Raw genomic sequence first — 19,726 nt, forward strand, 5'->3', positions numbered from 1 at the left:
TGACCCGCTCACTGGCTCCTGCCAGCGAGCGGGTTCGGCCTCGTATTGCTCAAGCCGCTTTAACGGCCTGCCGGGAAAGCAGCAACCTAGCCAGCGCCGGGGTGAGGATCAGCGCGCCGAGCATGTTCCAGATGAACATGAAGGCCAGCAGGATACCCATATCCGCCTGGAACTTGATCGGCGAGAACGCCCAGGTGGCCACGGCGATGCCCAGGGTTATGCCCGTCAGTACCACCACCTTGCCGGTGGACAGCAGCGCCAGGTAATACGCCCGTGACAAGGGGATGCCCTGGCGCAGGTTGGCCAGCGTGACGCTGAGGATGTACAGCGAGTAGTCCACGCCAATCCCCACCCCGAGCGCGATCACCGGCAACGTGGCGACCTTCAGGCCGATGCCCAGGCCCACCATCAGTGCCTCGCAGAGAATCGAGGTGAGCATCAGCGGCAGCACCGTGCAGACCACCGCACGCCAGGAGCGGAAGGTGATGTAGCAGAGCAGGGTGACCGCCGCGTAGACCATCAGCAGCATCTGCACGTTGGCCTTCTTCACGACGATATTGGTGGCCGCCTCGATACCGGCGTTACCGGCCGCGGACATGAACTGCAGGCTGTCGCTGTCGTTCGCTGCTGCGAAGGCTTCTACGGTATTGACCACTCGGGTCAGGGTGTCGGCCTTGTGGTCGGCGAGAAACACGTTGATGGTCAGCAGGTCGCAGTTCTGGTTGAACAGCTCCCGTGGTGCACGGGTGATGATGGCGTTGAGCAGGCCCTGGTTACGGGGAATCTCGTACCAGGTCAGGCTGCCTTCGTTCATGCCGGCGGCGGCCTGTTTGCTGAGCGCTGCCAGGGAAGTGGTGGAGACCACCCCGGGCAGTTGCTGCAGCCGCGCTTCCAGGGCATCGACCTTGACCAGGGTTTCGTAGTTGGCGCAGTAGTACTGCGGCGTTTTCACCATCACCACGTACTTGTCGCTGCTGGCCGCGTAGTTGCTGACCATGAAGGCGTTGTCCTGGTTGTAGCGCGAGTCGGCACGCAGCTCAGGGGCTCCCGGGTCGAGGTCGCCAACCTTGAGGTGCAGGCTGACCGCGAAGCCGCCCAGGGCCAGTACAGCCGCGACGATCAGAGCACCGTTGCTCCAGCGCCCGGGGCGGGTGAAACGGTCGAGAAAGGCCCACAGTGCCTGACGGTCCCTGCAGTTCGTCGCTGATCGCGCGTTGCTCGGCCACTGCCTCGCGGCGCGCAGCGGTCTTGCTGACGCCGGTGTAGGAGAGCAGCACGGGCAGCAGCACCAGATTGGTGAGCACCAGTACCAGCACGCCGATGGTGGCGGTGACGGCGAGATCCTGAATCACCGGGATGTTGATGATCATCAGCACGGCGAAGCCCACGGCATCGGCCAGCAGCGCCATGGCACCGGTCAGGAACAGGCGCCGAAAGGTCAGCCGCGCCGCGGTGAGCTTGTCGGCGCCACGGCCGATGTCCTGCATGATGCCGTTCATCTTCTGCGCGCCATGGGACAGGCCGATGGCGAAGATCAGAAACGGCACCAGGATCGAGTAGGGATCGAGGTTGTAACCCAGTGTCGCCAGCAAGCCGAGCAGCCACACCACGGCGATCACCGAGCAGAGCAGTACCAGCAGGGTGCTGCGTACACAGCGGGTGTACCAGTAGAGCACCAGGGCGCAGATCAGTAAGGTGCCGGCGAAGAACAGCTGCATCAGTGCCAGGCCATCCATCAGGTCGCCGACCACCTTGGCGAAGCCGGTGATGGCGATACTGGTCTGCTCGTTGCTGTACTTGGCACGCAAGTCGTCCAGCTGTTTGGACAGGGTTCGGTAGTCCAGGGCATTGTCGGAACCGGCCGTGGCGGCGTCCTGCAGCGGCAGGATGATCACGCTGGAGCGCAGGTTGGGGGCGACCAGGCGGCCGATCTCCCCGGAGCGTTCGACGTTCTGGCGTACCTGCTCGATGCTCGCCGCCGAGCCGTCGTAGTCTTCGGGAATCACCGGGCCGCCGTCGAAGCCCTCTTCGGTCACGCCGATCCAGCGGGTGGCCGGCGTCCACAGCGATTTCATATAGGGGCGATCCACCCCGGTTATCAGGAACAGCTCGTCGTTGAGCTGTTTCAGGGTTTCCAGGTAAGCCGCGTCATAGATGCTGCCGTTGTTGCTGCGCACGGCGATGCGCAGGGTGTTGCCGCCTTCGCCGAGTTGGCCGCGGTACTGGAAGTAGTTTTCGATGTAGGGGTGACCGACCGGGATCATCTTCTCGAAGGCGGCGCTCAGGCGCAGATCCTGTGCCTGCCAGGCCAGTGCGGCACTGAACAGCAGGCACACCACGATGATGATCTGCCGGTACCTGAACAGCAGCCGCTCAGGCAGGCCGCCCGAGTGCGGGTCGAACAGGCTGGTGGCGTTCTCGCTGCCATTCTGGGGGGCGGTGGCTTTACTGTTCACGAGGGTCGCTCCGGTTCAGGGCATCGAGGTTGAGGCGCGACGCGCCGCGGGCGCCGCTCAGCACCAGCCCGCCACCGGCCACTTCGACCAGGCCGGTGAGGTAGGTCGGCTCGTCGAGCGTGGTGGTGACGAAGCCGTCTTGTGGGTTCTGGCTGGCCAGCAGGCGCCCGGATTCATCGACCAGCAGCACACTGCCGTCGCTCAGTCGCGTACCGGCGGTCAGGGTGATGGGTTGCGCATTGGCGATGGCTTTCCAGCTTTCGCCGGCGTCTTTGGAGAGATAGCTCTTGCCGCGCAGGCCGAAGGCGAGCAGGTCGCCCTGGCCGCTGGTAACCAGGCCGAACAGGGTGCCACTGGCTGGTGACTGCAGGGCCTGGAAGCTGGCGCCACCATCGTCGGAGCGCAGCAGCAGGCCTTGCTCGCCGGCAATGAACAGTTTGTCGCCGCTGGCCTGGATGTCATAAAGGTGCAGCGCTCCGGGGTTGTCCAGGTGCTCGTCGATAGGCTGCCAGGTCGCGCCGCCATCGCTGGTGGCGAATGCCAGGCCGTAAGCGCCCAGCACGATGCCGCGCTGGTCGTCGAAGAAATGCACGGCCAGGAAGGGTTTGTCCGGGCCGTCCGCGATCAGGTTGCGGGCATCTGCCACGCGGCGTTCGCTGGCCGCGCCAGGCTCGGCTGCAAGGCGCTTCTGCGCCGCCGCCTGGATCAATTGCGCGGCCTGCCGACCATCCAGTTGCAGGCGCCAGCTGCGTCCGCCATCACTGCTGTGCAGCACCACGCCAGCGTGGCCCACTGCCCAGCCCTGTTCGGCAGTGGGGAAGGTGACGCGGGTCAGCGTGACGCTGACTGGTGCTTCCATCTGTTGCCAGGATTGCCCGCCATCTTCGGAACGAAGAATGAAGCCGCGCTCGCCAACCGCTACCAGCGCATCGCCGGCATGGGTCACGTCGAGCATCAGCGAACGCTGGGCCAACTGGCTGTGCAACGCCGGTTGCTGCAGCGGTTCGGTCGGCACTGCCTGATCATTCGCGTTGGCGCTGGCCACACTCAGGCACAAGGCCAGGGTGAGCCCGCCAAGTAGGATTCGTTGCATCGATGGTTACCTCGAAGAGGGGCGGGCATGGCGTGCCCGCCCTTGCTGCGTTGGATCAGCGCACGGAGTCCGACGCTACTGCGTTGCCGGTGAAGAAGTTCTCCGGCTTGCGTGGTACTACCGAGTAACGCTCGCCGTTGAGCCCCTGCACCACGCTGTAGGTGCCGGCCTGCAGGTTGTAGATGACCACCGGCTTGACCACTACCGCCGGGATGCTCGGCACCACGAACGGCAGCGCCTGATTGACTCGCCACAACTTGCCCTGGGCGTCGTAGCCATCAGCCAGGGCGATGGTCCAGCTGTCCTCGTCGATGTAGAAGCGGCGTTTCGGTACCGCATGGCGTTTGCCTGGGGCGACCGTGGCTTCCACTTCCCAGACACGGTGCAGCTCCCAGCGCATCTTCTCGGGGTTGAGCACGTCCTTGGTGTTGACCTCGTCCGGCTTGAGCGAATGGAAGTTGTTGAGGTTGTAGGGGATGTACATTTCCTTCTTGCCGATCAGCTTCCACTGGTAGCGATCCGGGTGGCCGATGAATCCATGCACTTCGTCGAAATAGTTGGCCCCCGAGGCGACGAAGTCCGGCGTGTCGTAACCCACGGTAGGGGCCTTGCGAACCCGGCGCTGGCCGACCAGGTATTGCCAGGCATCACGCGGGTTGGCGGCGTTGATGCTGTCGTGGGTAACCAGTGACTCACCGGCCTTGAACGGCGGTTCGTTGGTGAGGAAGCGCAGCAGTACGTACTGGCCTGGCCATTTCTCGGCGCTGCCATCTTTGTAGTAGTACGGATACTGCCAGTTCTCCACGCCGCGGCTGGCCAGGGTGCGCGAGCCGTCGGCGTTGCCGATGGTGTTGCGGTAACCCATTTCGATGGACTCGGCCTCGACCCGCAGCAGGAAGTTCCAGATCAGCTCGTTGCCGTCCTTTGGAATCGGGAACGGGATACCGCCGTAGCAGCCCTGTACCGACAGCCCGTTCTCGGTCAGCTGGCAGCGTGTGGCGTTGGCTTGCGTGTTGTCATAAACCCATTGCGCTGCCGCGGCGCTGCGGTGGGTTGGGTAGACATCGACATGAAAGCTGTTTGGGTACTTCTGCAGCAGCGCCTGGGTACCTTCACTGAGCTTGTCGGCGTACTGGGCGGCGTTGGTGGCCGTGATGCGTACCAGTGGTTTTTCGCCTGGGAACGGATCAGCCGGCACATCGCCGAACTTGGCACCGGCGACTTCGCCGGTCAGCCCGCCCGTCCAAGCGGGGATGCTGCCATCGGCATTGCCGGCGCGTTCGGCGCCCAGCGGTGTGAGGGTACTCTTCAGTGCCTCGGCTTCCTGGGGGGAGACCGCAGCGAGCGTCTGGCCAGCGATCAGGCTGGCGGCCAGGGCAGTCAGTAGCAGAGCTTGTCGTTTCATCTTGTTGTTCTCCGTGGATCAGAAAGTGCGCTGGATAGAGAAGGCGACGAAGTCTCTGTCCTTGAACGATTGCTCGAAGGTGTAGTTGTTGTTGCCGTCGATGACCGGGCCGCCATCACCGAAGAAGTTGGTGTAGCTGAGCGAGGCGTACCACTGCTTCTGGTAGTCGGCCTTGAGCGCCACGGTGAAATCGCCACCGTGCTCTGGCGCGAATGCCTGCGGGGTTACCGAAGAGCGGCCGTAAGGGGTGTAACCGACCGTGATCGGCACCTGCACGTCTACGCCTGGCATCACCTGGAAGTACTGCGGCTCGAAGGTGAAACGCAGCGAATAGGCATCGCGTGTGGTGTTGGGGTCGAGGTTCTGGGCGTTCTGCTTGATTTTCAGGCGGCGGTTGAAGGCCACCTCACCCGCCAGCGAGGCGCCGTCCCAGAGGGCCGAGCCGCCGTACACGTTGATCATCGAGACCTGTGCATGCAGGGAGTCGCCAACCGGGTAGAGCGGGTTACTGTTGTTGTCGCCGGTCATGTCGCCGGTCACCACCACGCCGCCGGTCGGTGCCAGTGGCGTGTCGACGCGCATCGAGAGTTCGCCGGCTACGTTGGCTTCACCCACGGTGGTGCTGAAGCTGGCGCCGAATACCTTGACGTCTTCGGGGTAGACGTTGATGAAGCTGTCGTCGCCGCCAAGGAAGCCTGGGCGGAAGTACCAGATAGGGGTCTTTTCGTGGTAGCGCGCCGCGTACAGGCCGAATTCCCAGTCATCCAGGGCAAAGCGCACCTGTCCGCCGAATTGGCCGGAATCCCGTGCATCGATGTCGTCAGCGCGCAGTAGCGGCCCGCCGGCAAAGAACAGCCGCTCTGCACCCTCGCCAATGAAGTCGCCAGTGCTGAAATAGCTACCCGAGCTTGGCAGACGGGTCTTGTTCCATTCGAACTGGTAGTAGGCGCCAACGCTGATCGTGTCGGTCAGCTGCCAGTTGAAGGAGAACTGCTCGGTGGGCAGGAGGATTTCCTTGAACTGCGAGCCGGGCACCGACTGTAGCTTGACGATATCGACGTGCCCTTGTGCGGCAGCGATGCCGTTGGCGCCGAAGAACAGGCTCTCGCCGTAAGTCTGGTTGAACTGGCCGAGGCGCAGAGAAAGGCGAGTCGAGCCGATATCGCGCGCGCCGTAGACGAAGGCATCGAGAAGTTCCACGTCGCGGCCATGCAGGTCGCGGGTTTTGTCGGTGAACTCGTTGTAGTCGACGCTCACCGGGTTGGCGGTGCCGGGCGAGTTGTTGTCGTTGCTCTCGTTGTAGACCGTGTCGTACCAGGCTGAGCCGCTGATCCGTGCGCCGACATCGCGGTATTTGACGTCGAACTGAGAAAGCACGTCGAAGCGGTTGGAGATCAGCCCGGTGCTGAAGTTGCGATCACCGTCGTCTCTGTTCGGGTTGGGTGAGGATGCGGTGATGTTGTCCGCCCGCTCATTGAGGCGCCAGGCGTTGCTGTACTTGACGGTGTTGTCCCAACTGGTGGAAAGGCCTTCGACACCAGTATCGAACTGGAAAGCCAGGGCATTGGCCGAGCACAGGGCCATGGCGATACCAAGGGCGCTGGCGCTGCGCAGGGATGCCGGTACGGCTGAGTGGCGTTGCTGGATGTTCATGGATACCTCTTCTGCATTCTTGTTGTTGTTACAGGCGGTTCCATCCGTAGCTACGGATGCTCGGGTTGGCAGTTCTGGTGGTGCTCCTTGACTCAGTTGTGGCGTTGCTCGGTAAGCGCGAGCGCGGCAATGCCGGCGGTCGCAATCTGTTCGTCGAAATCGGCTCTAACGCCGCTAGCAGCGATGCCACCCAGGCACTGGCCCTCGTGCAGTAGGGGCAGGCCGCCGGGCATTGGCATCACGTTGTGCAGAAAGGCGGCGCCAGGTTGCCCGGTGCTGAGCAGGTCGGCGAAGAAACGGGTGGGGCGTCGGGTGAGGGCGGCGCTGCGCGCTTTGTCGATGGCGATCTGTGCCGATGAGGGCGTTGCGCCCGGCAACCGGCGAAAAGCCAGCAGGTGGCCGCCGTCATCGACCACGGCTATCGACACCAACCACTCGTTGCGCCCGGCTTCGACAAGGGCGGCATCGAGCAGAGCGGTGATTTCCTGAGCATCGAGGCTCGGTCGGCTATGCATGTCGGGCACTCTTATTTTTATGCATTATCTATTTATTTTGCTTTTTAATGTGCTTTGTGCACAAAAATAGGACGCCTGTTGGATGGAGTCAAGGGAAAAACGATGGCTCTGTTCGAATCAGCACTCTCTCGAATGGCATAGGAACAACAACAAGATGAAATCCATGTCTCTGGCGCTTCGGCAGCTTTCCATCGGCACCTTGTTAGCTGTGGGCTTCAGCCTGCTGTGTGGCCTCAGCGTGCTGCTCGCGGCGGCCATCGCCTTCAACCTGCAGGCGGTTTTCCAGGGGGAGGCGCAACTGGAGCGCATCGCCAGCGTGCACACGGGGATTCTCGACAGCCGCATCGCCGAGAAGAGCTATCGCCTGGAGGCCAGCGAGGCCAGCGAGGCCAGCGAGGCCAGTGGCGATCAGGTGCGCACGCGGATACAGGCAATCGCCCAGTACCTGGATGGCAACGAGCAGGCGCAGCGCCCACTGCTCGAGGCTGGCGAGCACTACCTCGAGCAGTTCGAGCGTCTGACCCAGGCCCGTGAACGCCTGGGCGAAACCCGCCAGGCGATGAGCCGTGAGGCCGACGAGGTGCGCGTTTCCTTCGAAAGCGTGGAGCAGGATCTGACCGAGTCGCTGATGCAGCAGGACAGCGACATGGTCGCCGCCCTGGTGCTGGCAGAAAGTGCCACGGCGCTGATGCGCAAGTTGCTGGCGTTGCGCACTGCCGAGTGGGCGTACAGCCAGGACGAAGTGGAAAACGACTATGACCAGTGGATATTGCTGCTCAGTGATTTGCGTTCCTCCACCCAGGCGCTGGCCGGCGGTGCCCAGGCACAGCAGCGCGAGGCACTGGATGTGGCACTCGGTTCTCTGGAGCGCTACCGCACGGCCTTCGAGGCCTACCACGCGAGTGCCGCCGCAAGCCGCGAAACGGAGCGTGAGATGGAGCGCATCGCCGAGCAGATGCTGGGCGTTTCCAGTGCGATGCGCGCGCAGGTCTCCGAGCGCCAGCAGCAGCTCAAGGGCGGCGCTTATTCGTGGCTGGTGGTGATGGGGCTGTTGGTGTTGATCCTCGGCGCCGCAACGGCCTGGTTCATTCGCCGCCAGATCATCCACTCGCTGCGCGACACGGCTGCGCTGGTCGAGCAGTTTGCCGCTGGCCGGCTGGGCGTGCACATCAGCGAGCGCAGTGACGAACTGGGTCTGGTGCAGCGTGCCATGGGACGGATGGGCGAGAGCCTGCACGGCGTGGTCAGTCGTATCGAACAAGGTGCTCTTGGCCTCAGCGCGGCGTCCCGCGAGCTAGCCCAAGTGACCGAGGAAATGGCCCAGGGCGCTGAACAGCAGGCTCAGGAAACCGAACGGGTGTTCAGCGCCATGCAGGCCATGGGCATCACCCTGGGGCAGGTGGTGAGCCTCACCGGGGAAGCGTCCAGCGCCGCCGGCTCAGCGCGTAAGGGCAGCGAAGCCAGTCGGGGTGATGTGGAGGCGACGGTGAAGCAGATAAGTCAGCTCGATGAACTGGTGCGCGAGGCCGGGCAGGGTATGCGTGCGCTGGATGCCCGCAGCACGAGCATCGGCGGGGTGCTGGGAGTGATTCAGGGGCTGGTGGAGCAGACCAATCTGCTGGCGCTGAACGCTGCCATCGAAGCGGCGCGGGCGGGTGATATGGGCCGTGGTTTCTCGGTGGTCGCCGACGAGGTACGCAGCCTAGCCAATCGTACCCAAGGCTCGGCCGCGGAGATCGCCACGATGATCGATTCGCTGCAGCGCGACAGCAAGAACGTGCTCAGCCATGTGGAGCGGGCGGGTGAGGAGTCGGTACGTGCCCGCGAGCATTCTTCTCGGGCCAGCCTGGTGCTCAGTGGTGTGAGCACCGACGTGTCGACCATTCATCAGATGAACCTGCAGATCGCCAGTGCCACCGAAGCGCAGAATCGCATGGCCAGCGAGGTCGGCCAGAGCATGGTGCAGGTGCGTGAAGCCGCATTGCAGGGCCAGGCACGTAGCCACAGGTTGCGCGGTGCCTGTCAGGAGCTGGAACAATTGGCCGGGCAATTGCGCCAGGCGCTGGGATACTTCAAGCTGAACTAGCCGCATATAAATTGCACAAAGATATCTTTGTGCATAAAATCAAGAAGCGTGCAACATCCATGGATAACCGTGATATGCAAAATCAACAAGGCGGTTCCCTCATCGAGGTCGCCCTGCAGCAGATGAAGAAATCCATCATCTGCTGCGAACTGGCACCGGGTGAGAAACTAAAAGTCGCCGAGCTTTCCCAGAACTACGGCCTCAGCAGTTCGCCGATTCGCGAAGCGCTCAATCGCCTCGCCCAGGAAGGCATCGTCGAAGCCAGCGAGAACAAGGGGTTTCGCGTTGCGCGATTGTCGGTCGAAGACTTCCAGCAGATCACCCAGCTGCGCCGGTTGCTGGAGTGCGAAGCGCTGGCCGAAGCCATTCGTCATGGCGATGACGCCTGGGAGGCCGACGTGCTCGGCGCTTTCCACCGTCTCAACGTGATCGAAAAGCGCCTGGGCAGCATTGCTGTGGCCCTCGATGACGACTGGTCCGTGCGCCACAAGGCGTTCCACTTCGCGCTGTTTTCCGCCTGCCCGTCGACCATGTTGCTGCGTCTGATCGACTCGCTGTTCGACCAGGCAGAGCGCTATCGTCGCTTCTCCGCGCTGCACCGCAAGGTCGAGCGACACAAGGGCGACGAGCACCAGCAGTTGATCGACGCGGTATTGTCGCGGGACATCGACGTATCGGTCAGCCTGCTCGGCAATCACATCGGCGGTACCCTGACTCACGTCACCGACGTATTGCGCCAGCAGCACTCGACGCTGCAGTGACAGGCAAACGCCCGCACCGCCGTCATGGCGGTGCGGGCGTTTTCGTGTCCGTCATCCGTATCGCAAACGATCGATGAGAAGGCCGGCATGCCGGCCTCCTGTCATTCAGCCGCGCAGTTCACCCAGGCACTGGCGGATCAACTGCACCCCCTCCTCGAGATTGGCAGCACCGCCGTAGACGTAGTGATCCGGGCGCACCAGTACGACCTGGCAGCCATGCTGCTGCAGCCAGGCACTCAGCAGCCCATCGTGTTCGCGGTACTGGTTGCGGGCCTCGGGGTGGGCGCTCAGTTGCACCACGCTCAGCGGCAGTGGCGCGCCAGCTAATGCGTCATCGAGGGCCGCCAGCAGTTCATCGGTTGCGCCGAAGGCTTCGGCAATCACCAGCCGCAAGCTTTGCCCGGTAAAGCGATCGAGCAGATCTTCCCGGCCATCGTGGGCGCTTACCCGCGGTTGTGGGAACAGTTCACCGGCTGGTTTGCGGAAGTCGATAAAGCCATCCTTCAGCCCAGGTATCAGTGATTGGCGAATGGTGCCGCCAGGCGTTTCCTGTACGGCGGCGAGCAGCAGCCGGTCACGCTCGGCGGCTTTGGTCGGATCGCGTTCGCAGATGGTCTGGCCAAACTCCTTGGCTACTTCAGTGGTGCGCTTTACATGGGGGGCGCGCTCGACCTGATAGCTGTCAAGCAGCTTGGGTGAGGCTACGCCACGCTCCACCAGCGCCAGCTTCCAGATCAGGTTCATGGCATCGCGCAGCCCCTGGCACATGCCCTGGGCGAGAAAGGGTGGGGTCATGTGCGCGGCATCGCCGAGAAAGAAGATATTGCCGACCCGCCAGCGTTCCAGAATCAGTGCGTGGAAGCGGTAGGTGGAGGCGCGCCAAATGTCATAATCCTCGGCGGGCAGCCAGCGCGAAATCAGCCTCTGAATCGACTCGGGGCGTATGATGTCGGTGGGCGTTTCGTCATCGTTGATCATGAACTCCCAGCGCCGATGCCGCCCTGGCCCAACCACGAAGGTGCTCGGCCGCCCGGTTTCGCAGTACTGCACGTTGGTTTCCGGCAGCGCGCTGCCGGCGCCCTCCTTGAGCATCACGTCGACGACCAACCAGGGTTCGTCGAAGGCCAGGTCTTCCATGTTCAGTTGCAGATTGGTGCGGATCGGGCTGGTGCCGCCGTCGCAGGCCAGCAGGTAGGTCGCACTGGCCTGTTCGACGCTGCCGTTGGCGTCGCGGAAGCTGACGCTGACCGCGCCGTCGTGATCGTCGACCTGGATGACCTCGCGGCCCAGACGCACTTCGATCTTGTCCAGGCTATCCAGATTGGCGCGCAGTGCACGCTCCAGCGGCGGCTGGGAGAACACGTAGTTGGGCGCCCAGCCGAGCAGGAACGGCGGTTTGGAGGCGTCGATGTGTTTGATCAATTGCGCTTCGGCGTTCAGGTAATGCGAGGCGCGATAGGGCATCACGTGTTCGGCAATCGAGTCGGCCAGGCCGAGGTTGTCGAAGGTGCGCATGGCTTCGTGATCCATGCCCATGGCGCGGGGGTTCTGGTAGACGCTTTCGCTCTTGTCGAGCACCAGCGTGCGCAGCCCCCACTGGCCGGCCAGGTTGGCAGCGGTGACGCCTACCGGACCCAAGCCGACGATGATCAGGTCGTAATCCATAATGCTCTCCATCTTGTTGTTGTCATGGGGCCGAGCTGTCGCTTCAGGCCTGGGTATAGGCGGTTTTCACGCTGGTGAAGAATTCGATGGCGTGTCGCCCCTGTTCCCGCGAGCCGTGGCTGGAGGCTTTGGTACCGCCGAAGGGCACGTGATAGTCGACGCCGGCAGTCGGCGTGTTGACCATCACCATGCCGCTCTGCACATGGCGCTTGTAATGAGTGGCGTGCTTCAGCGACGTGGTACAGATGCCCGCCGATAAGCCGAAAGGCGTGTCGTTGGCGATTTCCAGGGCGTGCTCGTAATCGTCGACGGCGATCACGCAGGCCACCGGGCCGAATATTTCTTCCTGGGCGATACGCATGTTCGACTGGGTATCGGTGAACAGCGCCGGGCTCATGTAGTAGCCCTCGGTGTCACGCGTCAACGCCTGGCCACCCTGAACCAGCACGGCGCCTTCGCGCTGGCCGATGTCGACGTAGTCGAGGTTCTGGCTGAGCTGGCTCATGTCGGCGACCGGGCCGATCTGGCTGTCCACTTGCAAGGCATGGCCGACGCGCAGCCCGGCCAGGCGCTCGCTGACCGCTTCGACGAAGTGTCCATGGATGGCCTTTTCGACGATAAACCGCGAGGACGCGGTACAGCGCTGTCCGGTAGAGAAGTACGCACCCTGAACGGCACATTCCACCGCCTGCTCGAGGTTGGCGTCGGCCAATACCACCAGCGGATTCTTGCCGCCCATTTCCAGCTGCAGTTTGGCGAAACGCTGCCCGGCCGTGCGCATCAGGCGTTGGCCGGTGGCAGTCGATCCGGTGAAGCTGATCGCCCGTACCTGGGTGGATTCGGCCAGTGCTTCACCGATCACGCTGCCGCGACCCATCACCAGATTGAAGGTGCCAGGTGGCAAGCCCGCGCGGCTGATGATCTCGGCCAGTGCCCAGGCGCTACCAGGCACAAGGTCGGCCGGCTTGAACACCACGGCATTGCCGTACGCCAGGGCCGGCGCGATCTTCCAGGCGGGTATGGCGATGGGGAAATTCCACGGCGTGATGATGCCCACCACACCAACCGGCTGGCGCAGTACATCGACGTCGATGCCGGGGCGCACCGATTCGATATGTTCGCCGGACACCCGCAGGGCTTCTCCGGCGAAGAATTTGAAGATATGCCCGGCCCGGCCGACTTCGGCGATGGCTTCAGCCAGCACCTTGCCTTCCTCGCGGGCCAGCAGGCGGCCGAGTTCTTCACGGCGCGCGAGGATCTCCTGGCCGATCAAGTCCAGTGCCTCGGCACGGCGCTGGGAGCCACCGGCCGACCATAGCGGTTGTGCGGCCGCAGCCGCTTCGATGGCATTGCGAGTGTCCTGAGCGTCGGCCTGAGCGTACAGGCCGACTCGATCCGTCAGATCCGAAGGGCTGAGGTTTTCACGTACCGTCTGGCCTTCGCACCAGACCCCGTCGATGAAATTCTTGTGCATGTGCTGTTACCCGAGATGGCGTGCGGCCCTGTGGGCCGCACCGGATTGCTCACCAGCTGACGCGTTGCTCGGCGATGCGCTGGCGGGTCGACTCGATCCATTGTTCGCGGGTCTGGAAGCCCGGCCGACGTCGACACATGGCTTCGGTGGTGGCGAGAATCTGCTCGCTGCTCTGCTCCAGATCCAGCGGCTCGCGGCATGGCTGGTTGGTGTAGAAGGGTGCGTCCACATACATCTCGATGGGGTTGCCTTCCGGATCCTTGAAGTACATCGACCAGGCGTTGCCATGGTCAACCTGATCAAGCGGGCCTAGGCCGTTGGCCTTGGCAAAGGCGTAGTAGGCCCTGAGATCGTCCAGGCTATCGAGCAGGAAGGACAGCTGGTTGATCGGGTTGAACGGCAGATCCGTCGGCTTGCCGTCGAACAGCACCAGTTGGTGGTGCACCTCCGGATTTTGGGTCATGAAGAACAGGCGATGGCCGGTAGAGGCCACTCCCTTGTCGCTGATGACGAAGCCCAGTTTGCTGCAGTAGAACTCGACCATGTTGTCCAGGTCGCTGCAGAAGGTGCCGGTGTGGGTGAAGTTGATGCGGGGCAGGGTGGCCATGTGCGTATTCCTAATGTTGTGCTTATTCGAGGATGGGTGGCTCAGGCTTCGTCGATGACCGGATTACTCAAGGTGCCGATCTGGCTGATCATCACTTCGAATACGTCTCCAGGCTTGAGGAAGATCGGCGGGTTGCGCTTGAAGCCGATACCGCTGGGTGTCCCGGTGGCGAGGATGTCGCCGGGGTTCCAGTCCAGTGCCTGGGAGACGTATGAAATGAGCTGTGGAATGTCGAACGCCAGTTCGGACAGGTTGCCCTCCTGCAACTGCTCGCCATTGAGAATGCCGCGAACCTGCAGTTCGCGATAGTCGGCAATCTCGTCTGCGGTCACCAGCCAGGGGCCCAGCGCGCCGGTGAAGCGGAAGGTTTTGCCCATGCCGTATTGGTGGGTGTGGAACTGCCAGTCGCGCACGCTGGCATCGTTGAAGCAGGTGTAGCCAGCCACGTGATCCATGGCGTCTTCCGGGGCGATGTGTGAGCCGCCTTTGCCGATTACCACCGCCAGCTCGGCCTCGAAATCGAATTCCTGAGACACCTTCGGGCGTACCAGCGGCGCGCCGTGGGCCTGCAGGGTTTCGGCGAAGCGCTGGAAGATCACCGGGTGCTTGCCGACCTTGCGACCGGCCTCTTCAGCATGGGCGACATAGTTGATGCCCACGCAGATGACTTTGCCGGGTGCCGGGATGACCGGTGCCAGGGTGACGTCGGTGAGTGCGTACTCACCCTGGGCGGTGGCCGTCAGCTCGCGAGCCTTGGTCAGCTGTGTCGGGGAGGCGAGCAAGGTGGCCAGATCGGGGATATCGGCGAAGTGAGCGCCCAGGTCGACGACCCGTTCGCCAACGACGGCGCCATACCCGGCTCGACCGTTGAGGTGGAAGGAAACGAGTTTCATGGTGTGACCTCTCTTTTGTTTTGTGCATAAAACATAAGTTCTTGCACAATAAAGTGCAAGATGCATAATGAAAACACGCCAATAAAAATATTCCCGGCGTAGGAGAACGAGTGATGGCATTGGTGAAAGTCCGCAAATTCAAGCTGGATATCGAAGACGTCCTTCATGAGCGTGGCCCTGTGGCTGCTCAACCGCTGAGGGTCGCAGTGGCCACGGCGGTGATCGAAAACCCCTATGCCGGGCGTTACGAAGAGGATCTGCTGCCGTTCATGCAGGAGCTGCGGGCACTGGGCTCGGATCTTTCGCAACGCCTGGTCGATGTGCTAGGCGGTGCAGACAAGGTGCAGGCCTATGGCAAGGCCGCCATCGTTGGTGAAGATGGCGAGCTGGAGCACGGCGCTGTGTGGCATGAGGCAGGTGGCTGGGCCATGCGCGCACTGCTTGGCGAACCCAAGGCCATCGTCCCGGCGGCCAAGACCATTGGCGGCCCGGGTTGCCGATTGATGATGCCGCTGGGGCACATTCATGCCGCTTATGTGCGTAGCCATTTCGGGGTGGCCGAGGTGACGCTATGGGACGGCCCGCGCCGCAACGAGATCGCCTTCGCGCTGGCCATGGCCAGCGGTGGCCGTATCCATGCCCGCCTGGGCGGGCTCGCCGCCGCTGACGTCAAGGGTGAAGACGGGCTGCGCTGATTCAACGGTTTCTCCGCCCGTGCCAGGGTGCGGGCGGTCGGCAAATAACAAGAACAAGAGTTGGAGAAACAGCATGACCACAAAGATGATGCGGGCCGCGCGTATGTACGAGGGCGGCAAACCGATGGAGATCGAGCAGCTTGCGGTTCCCTCCATTCGTCCTACCGAGGTGCTGGTGCGGGTCAAAGCCTGCGGCATCGTGCCGAATCTGCACAATATTCTCACCAACTGGAAAAGCTGGTTCCCGCACCTGCCGCTGCCGCAGCTGCCGGCGGTGTTCGGGCTGGATCCGACCGGCGTCATCGAGTCGGTCGGCGAGCAGGTCTACGACTTCAAGCCTGGTGACCGCGTGTACGTGAACCCGGCGCGCTACTGCGGTTCCTGCCGTGCCTGTCGCGCTGGTAATACCACTGCTTGCACGGCTTACACCTTCAATGGCTATTTCGGCTTCACTGCCCGCAGCCCACGGATGTTCGAGGACTATCCCTACGGCGGTCTGTGCGAGTTCATGCCGGCGCCGCAGTACAGCCTGGTCAAGCTGCCAGACAACATGGCCTTCGAGACCGCCGCGCGCCTGGGGTATCTGGGTACCGCCTACCGGGCCTTGCTCAAGGCCAAGGTCGGGCCCGGCAGCACCATTCTCATCAACGGCATCAGCGGCACTCTCGGTCTTGGCGCGGTCGCCCTGGCACTGGCCATGGGCGTGCGGCGCATTCTCGGTACCGCCCGCAACGAGGCGCTGTTCCAGCGCGTGAAGGATCTGGCCGCCCCTGGCCGTATCCAGATTCATACCCTGGGCAAGGGCAGCACCGCGCAGTGGGTGAATGAGGTGACCCACGGTGAGGGCCTCGATGCAGTGATCGATGCGCTCGGCCCAGGCGCTCCGGCTGAAAGCCTGATCGATGCGTTCAAAGGCCTGCACCGCGGCGGCCATCTGATCAACATCGGTGCGGTGTCCGGGCCGGTGCCGCTGGATCTGCACTGGATGATGGACAACGACATTCAGCTCAGCGGCTCCGCCTGGTTCACCACCGGGCAGGGGCAGGACATGGCCGACATGGTGGAGTCCGGTGCGCTGGATCTGTCGTTCTTCGAGCACAGCGTATTTTCGCTGGATGAAGTCAACCAGGCCATCAGCGGGATCGAAAACCGCAACGGTGGTTTCGGTAACTACGTCATCTGTCCTTGAATCGGTGACCGGGTGTAGCGTTGCCGCCGCACCCGGTTCTTCACGCGTTGGATGTGGGAGGGGCTTTGCATGCAGGTAAGAAGAATCGTCACCGGGCACGATGAGCAAGGTAAGGCCGTATTCCTTGCCGATGGGCCAGCGCCACGCGCCAAGAATTTTCAGGACATGCCGGGCTACGGTATCGCGCAGTTATGGGCGACCCAGCCGGGCAGTGACGCAGGCCGCGATCTGACTCTGGCGGGTGGCTCGCTGGTTCCGGGGCCAGGCGGCACTTCGTTGCTGTTCGTCAGCCTGCCGCCGGATACGGTTATGGCAGCGCCCATCGATCCGCAGCGCGCCGTAGCGGAAATGATCGAGAACCTACCAGGGTTGATCGACCTCTTCGAAGTTGACGATCCGGCCATGCACCGTTCGCCAGCAATCGACTACGGCATATTGCTCGAAGGCGAGCTGTGGCTGGAGCTTGATGACGGCGAGCAGCGCCTGCTGCGGCCAGGTGATGTGGTTATTCAGCAGGGCACGCGACACGCCTGGCGCAATCGCTCACAGGCTGTCGCCAAAGCGGTATTTTTCATGGTGGGCGCGGTTCCTCCCGCTCGCTGACCCAAACCCTTTCAACGGCACGCCGACCCATTCGCTCGCGGATGTCGGTTCGCCGTGCCTGTGAGACTTGTTATGAGCAACGCCGTAATCGTGGCAGCAGCGCGTACACCCATCGGACGTTTTCAGGGGATTCTGGCCAGCGAGTCGGCCGTCGATCTGGGCGCGCTGGTCATCCGCGCGGTACTCGAACGCAGCGGCCTGGCGGCCGATCAGGTCAATGAAGTGATCATGGGCCAGGTACTGACCGCCGGCGCCGGGCAGAACCCGGCGCGGCAGAGCGCGATTCGCGGCGGGCTGCCTTACACCGTGCCGGCGATGACCATCAACAAGGTCTGCGGCTCCGGTCTGAAGGCCATACAGCTGGCGGCCCAGGCGATTCGTTGTGGTGATGCCGAGGTAGTGATTGCCGGTGGCCAGGAGAGCATGAGTAACGCGCCTTACTTGCTGGAAAACGCCCGCAGCGGGCTGCGCATGGGCCACGGCCAGTTGCGTGACAGCATGCTCCACGACGGTTTGTGGGATGCCTTCAACGATTACCACATGGGCATTACCGCCGAGAACCTGGCGGAGCAGTACGGCATTACCCGTGAGCAGCAGGATGCCTATGCGCTCGAGTCACAGCAGCGGGCTGTACGTGCGCAGAGCGATGGGCGCTTTCGCCAGGAGATTGTTCCGGTTCCGGTGAAGGGCAAACGTGGCGCGCGGTTGCTGGTCGACAGTGACGAGCAACCGATGTCGACCGCCTCGCTGGAAAGTCTGGCTCGCCTGCGTCCTACGTTCCAGGCCGAGGGCAGCGTGACCGCCGGCAATGCATCACCGCTGAACGATGGCGCTGCAGCGGTGATCCTGATGAGCGAGGAAAAGGCCCGTGCCCTGGGGCTGCCAATCATGGCGCGCATCGTCGCGTTCGCCAGCGCCGGTGTCGACCCGACGGTGATGGGCATCGGCCCGGTGTTCGCCACCGACCTGTGCCTGCACAAGGCCGGCTGGAGCCTGGAACAGCTCGATCTGATCGAAGCCAACGAAGCCTTCGCGGTGCAGGCCCTGGCCTTGCAGCGTGAGTTGGGCTGGGATCTGCAACGCGTCAACGTCAACGGTGGTGCCATCGCCCTGGGCCATCCACTGGGTGCATCCGGCTGCCGGGTGCTGGTCACCCTGTTACACGAAATGCACCGGCGTGACCTGCGTCGTGGGCTTGCCACGCTGTGTATCGGTGGCGGCCAGGGCGTGGCATTGGCAATAGAACGTGATCAGGAGCAACGACCATGACGACTATCCATCTGCTGGGGCTGTGCGGCAGCCTGCGCCGCGCCTCCAGCCATGAAATCATCCTGCGTACGGCAGCCGAAGAGCTGCTCCCGGCCGATGTACGCCTGCATCTGCATCCGCTGCACGACATCCCGCTGTACAACGAAGACCATGATGGTGACGCCACGCCCGATGCCGTCCGCGCGCTGCGTGAGGCGGCGCGGCAGGCCGACGGCGTGTTGCTCGGTTCGCCGGAGTACAACCATGGCATGTCGGGGGTGATGAATAACGCCCTGGACTGGCTCTCCCGCCCCCACGGTCGCTCCTCCCTAAAGGAAAAGCCGGTGCTCTGCTTCACCGCGTCGCCGGCGTTCACCGGTGGCGTACGTGCCCAGCAGCAGCTCAACGAATCGCTCTGGGCGATGCAGGCGCTGTTGGTGCCTTATCCGCAGATCGTCATCGGCAGCGTAGGCGCCAAACTCAGGGAAGGTCGCCTCGAGGATGAGGCCGCAAGGCAGTTTCTCAGGTTGGGAATCGAAACGATGGTGGCGCTGATTCGCCGCGAACGCTGATCAGCATGACAGCGTCAGTTCGTTGCCTAGGTAACGCGCCGCCAGTTCATGGCCGCTACCGCTGATATCGAAGGGTTCGCACAGCGCGCCGGTGGACACGATGTCGCCTGCGCGCAGCGTCTCGCCCCGTTCGGCGGCGTGGGCGTAGAGGGCGGCCAGTGAGTTCAGCGGATCGGTGGCGGCATCGCCGTGCAGCGTCCGAGCTTTGGGCTCGCCGTTCAGGTGCACCACGGTCGTTTGCGCGAGTTCGCGCAGCACCTGCAGGTTGAGGCCTGTGCAGGCGGGTGGGCCGATGATCAGTGCTTCGAAACCGACGTTGTCCGCCGTGAAGCTTGGCCAGCCGACGCTTTTGCGGTCGATGAAGCGTGAGCGCACCACTTCGAAGGTCAGGCAGGTATGGCTGATGTCATCGGGCTGCACGCCACGGCCCGGCAGCGGTTCGATATCCCGGGCGAGCACGAAGGCGATCTCGCATTCGATGGTCAGTGGCCCGTTCATGGGCAGATGCAGCCGTGCACCGCTGGGGTGGCAGCGAGCCGCTTCCAGCTGGCCTATCAGAGGCCGCGACAGTTGCGCCGCACGCATGGCTGCGGGGCTGCCGACGCCCAGCTTCCAGCCGGCTCGGGTACCGCCCGCTGCCTTGAACAGGCAGTCCTGCGCGTCGTAGCCCTGCTGCACCGTATGCGGGCGCAGTGCTGCGGGCAAGCTGTCGAGCAGCGTTGCGGCGCGCCAGGTTTTCAGCAGTAGTGCAGCGGTAGCAACGGGGTCGAATGCATCGTTTTGCATGGGGGTTCCTGGTGGGTAATGAAAG

The 19,726-nt window shown here is 63.2% G+C and carries 16 protein-coding genes and 1 pseudogene; 7 read left to right on the plus strand and 10 right to left on the minus strand.

The features are described from left to right. Window positions 1–49 precede the first annotated feature (49 nt). From K5Q02_RS13240 to K5Q02_RS13260, 5 genes and pseudogenes are all read right to left on the minus strand, one after another. A pseudogene (locus K5Q02_RS13240) lies at window positions 50–2,456 on the minus strand (efflux RND transporter permease subunit). Beyond that, window positions 2,446–3,549 (minus strand): WD40/YVTN/BNR-like repeat-containing protein, encoded by a 1,104-nt coding sequence (locus tag K5Q02_RS13245; protein ID WP_225831202.1) that lies wholly within the window; start codon window positions 3,547–3,549, stop codon window positions 2,446–2,448. Before K5Q02_RS13245 ends, K5Q02_RS13240 begins: the two are co-directional and overlap by 11 nt. Before the next feature lie 55 nt (window positions 3,550–3,604). Continuing rightward, window positions 3,605–4,954: a DUF1329 domain-containing protein gene (locus K5Q02_RS13250; RefSeq protein ID WP_225831204.1), complete on the minus strand. Its 1,350-nt coding sequence runs from the start codon at window positions 4,952–4,954 to the stop codon at window positions 3,605–3,607. A gap of 18 nt (window positions 4,955–4,972) precedes the next feature. Continuing rightward, window positions 4,973–6,607 carry a DUF1302 domain-containing protein gene (locus K5Q02_RS13255; RefSeq protein WP_225831206.1) on the minus strand — a complete coding sequence of 545 codons (1,635 nt, stop codon included), beginning with the start codon at window positions 6,605–6,607 and terminating at the stop codon, window positions 4,973–4,975. Window positions 6,608–6,699: 92 nt separating this feature from the next. Next, a complete protein-coding gene (locus K5Q02_RS13260) occupies window positions 6,700–7,122 on the minus strand; it encodes a GlcG/HbpS family heme-binding protein (RefSeq protein ID WP_225831207.1) in 423 nt (140 codons plus the stop codon). Between the two features lie 154 nt (window positions 7,123–7,276). On the opposite strand from K5Q02_RS13260, the gene K5Q02_RS13265 reads away from it, so the two are divergent. Further along, window positions 7,277–9,208, plus strand: coding sequence for a methyl-accepting chemotaxis protein (locus K5Q02_RS13265; RefSeq protein WP_225831209.1), 1,932 nt, complete (start codon window positions 7,277–7,279; stop codon window positions 9,206–9,208). 74 nt (window positions 9,209–9,282) lie between these two features. Next, window positions 9,283–9,969 carry a GntR family transcriptional regulator gene (locus K5Q02_RS13270; protein ID WP_208597310.1) on the plus strand — a complete coding sequence of 229 codons (687 nt, stop codon included), beginning with the start codon at window positions 9,283–9,285 and terminating at the stop codon, window positions 9,967–9,969. Window positions 9,970–10,074: 105 nt separating this feature from the next. Here the strand turns inward: K5Q02_RS13270 and K5Q02_RS13275 are convergent, their stop codons facing one another. The 4 genes from K5Q02_RS13275 to K5Q02_RS13290 are packed head-to-tail and all read right to left on the minus strand — an operon-like array spanning window position 10,075 to window position 14,608. Continuing rightward, window positions 10,075–11,634 (minus strand): bifunctional 3-(3-hydroxy-phenyl)propionate/3-hydroxycinnamic acid hydroxylase, encoded by a 1,560-nt coding sequence (locus K5Q02_RS13275; protein WP_230411024.1) that lies wholly within the window; start codon window positions 11,632–11,634, stop codon window positions 10,075–10,077. A 43-nt stretch (window positions 11,635–11,677) separates the two neighbouring features. Beyond that, a complete protein-coding gene (locus K5Q02_RS13280; protein WP_225831213.1) occupies window positions 11,678–13,108 on the minus strand; it encodes an aldehyde dehydrogenase family protein in 1,431 nt (476 codons plus the stop codon). Window positions 13,109–13,157: 49 nt separating this feature from the next. Continuing rightward, the gene (locus K5Q02_RS13285; RefSeq protein WP_092369915.1) at window positions 13,158–13,715 is read right to left on the minus strand and encodes a VOC family protein; all 558 of its coding nucleotides are present in this window, start codon (window positions 13,713–13,715) and stop codon (window positions 13,158–13,160) included. A 41-nt stretch (window positions 13,716–13,756) separates the two neighbouring features. Further along, window positions 13,757–14,608, minus strand: a complete 852-nt coding sequence (locus tag K5Q02_RS13290; protein WP_225831216.1) for a fumarylacetoacetate hydrolase family protein — start codon at window positions 14,606–14,608, stop codon at window positions 13,757–13,759. Between the two features lie 113 nt (window positions 14,609–14,721). On the opposite strand from K5Q02_RS13290, the gene K5Q02_RS13295 reads away from it, so the two are divergent. From K5Q02_RS13295 to K5Q02_RS13315, 5 genes are all read left to right on the plus strand, one after another. Then, window positions 14,722–15,303: an amino acid synthesis family protein gene (locus tag K5Q02_RS13295; RefSeq protein ID WP_225831218.1), complete on the plus strand. Its 582-nt coding sequence runs from the start codon at window positions 14,722–14,724 to the stop codon at window positions 15,301–15,303. A gap of 73 nt (window positions 15,304–15,376) precedes the next feature. Next, complete coding sequence (locus K5Q02_RS13300; protein ID WP_092369906.1) at window positions 15,377–16,492, plus strand: alcohol dehydrogenase catalytic domain-containing protein; 1,116 nt, start codon at window positions 15,377–15,379, stop codon at window positions 16,490–16,492. A 69-nt stretch (window positions 16,493–16,561) separates the two neighbouring features. Further along, window positions 16,562–17,095, plus strand: coding sequence for a cupin domain-containing protein (locus K5Q02_RS13305; RefSeq protein ID WP_092369903.1), 534 nt, complete (start codon window positions 16,562–16,564; stop codon window positions 17,093–17,095). A 72-nt stretch (window positions 17,096–17,167) separates the two neighbouring features. After that, window positions 17,168–18,364 carry an acetyl-CoA C-acetyltransferase gene (locus K5Q02_RS13310; protein ID WP_225831220.1) on the plus strand — a complete coding sequence of 399 codons (1,197 nt, stop codon included), beginning with the start codon at window positions 17,168–17,170 and terminating at the stop codon, window positions 18,362–18,364. Continuing rightward, complete coding sequence (locus K5Q02_RS13315; RefSeq protein WP_225831222.1) at window positions 18,361–18,915, plus strand: NADPH-dependent FMN reductase; 555 nt, start codon at window positions 18,361–18,363, stop codon at window positions 18,913–18,915. Before K5Q02_RS13310 ends, K5Q02_RS13315 begins: the two co-directional genes overlap by 4 nt. On the opposite strand, the gene K5Q02_RS13320 is transcribed toward K5Q02_RS13315, so the two are convergent. Next, entirely contained in the window at window positions 18,916–19,701 is a 786-nt protein-coding gene (locus K5Q02_RS13320; protein WP_225831225.1) for a 2-keto-4-pentenoate hydratase, read from the minus strand. Window positions 19,702–19,726: the final 25 nt, after the last annotated feature.

The organism is Pseudomonas sp. MM211, assembly GCF_020386635.1.
Taxonomy (GTDB): Bacteria; Pseudomonadota; Gammaproteobacteria; order Pseudomonadales; family Pseudomonadaceae; genus Aquipseudomonas.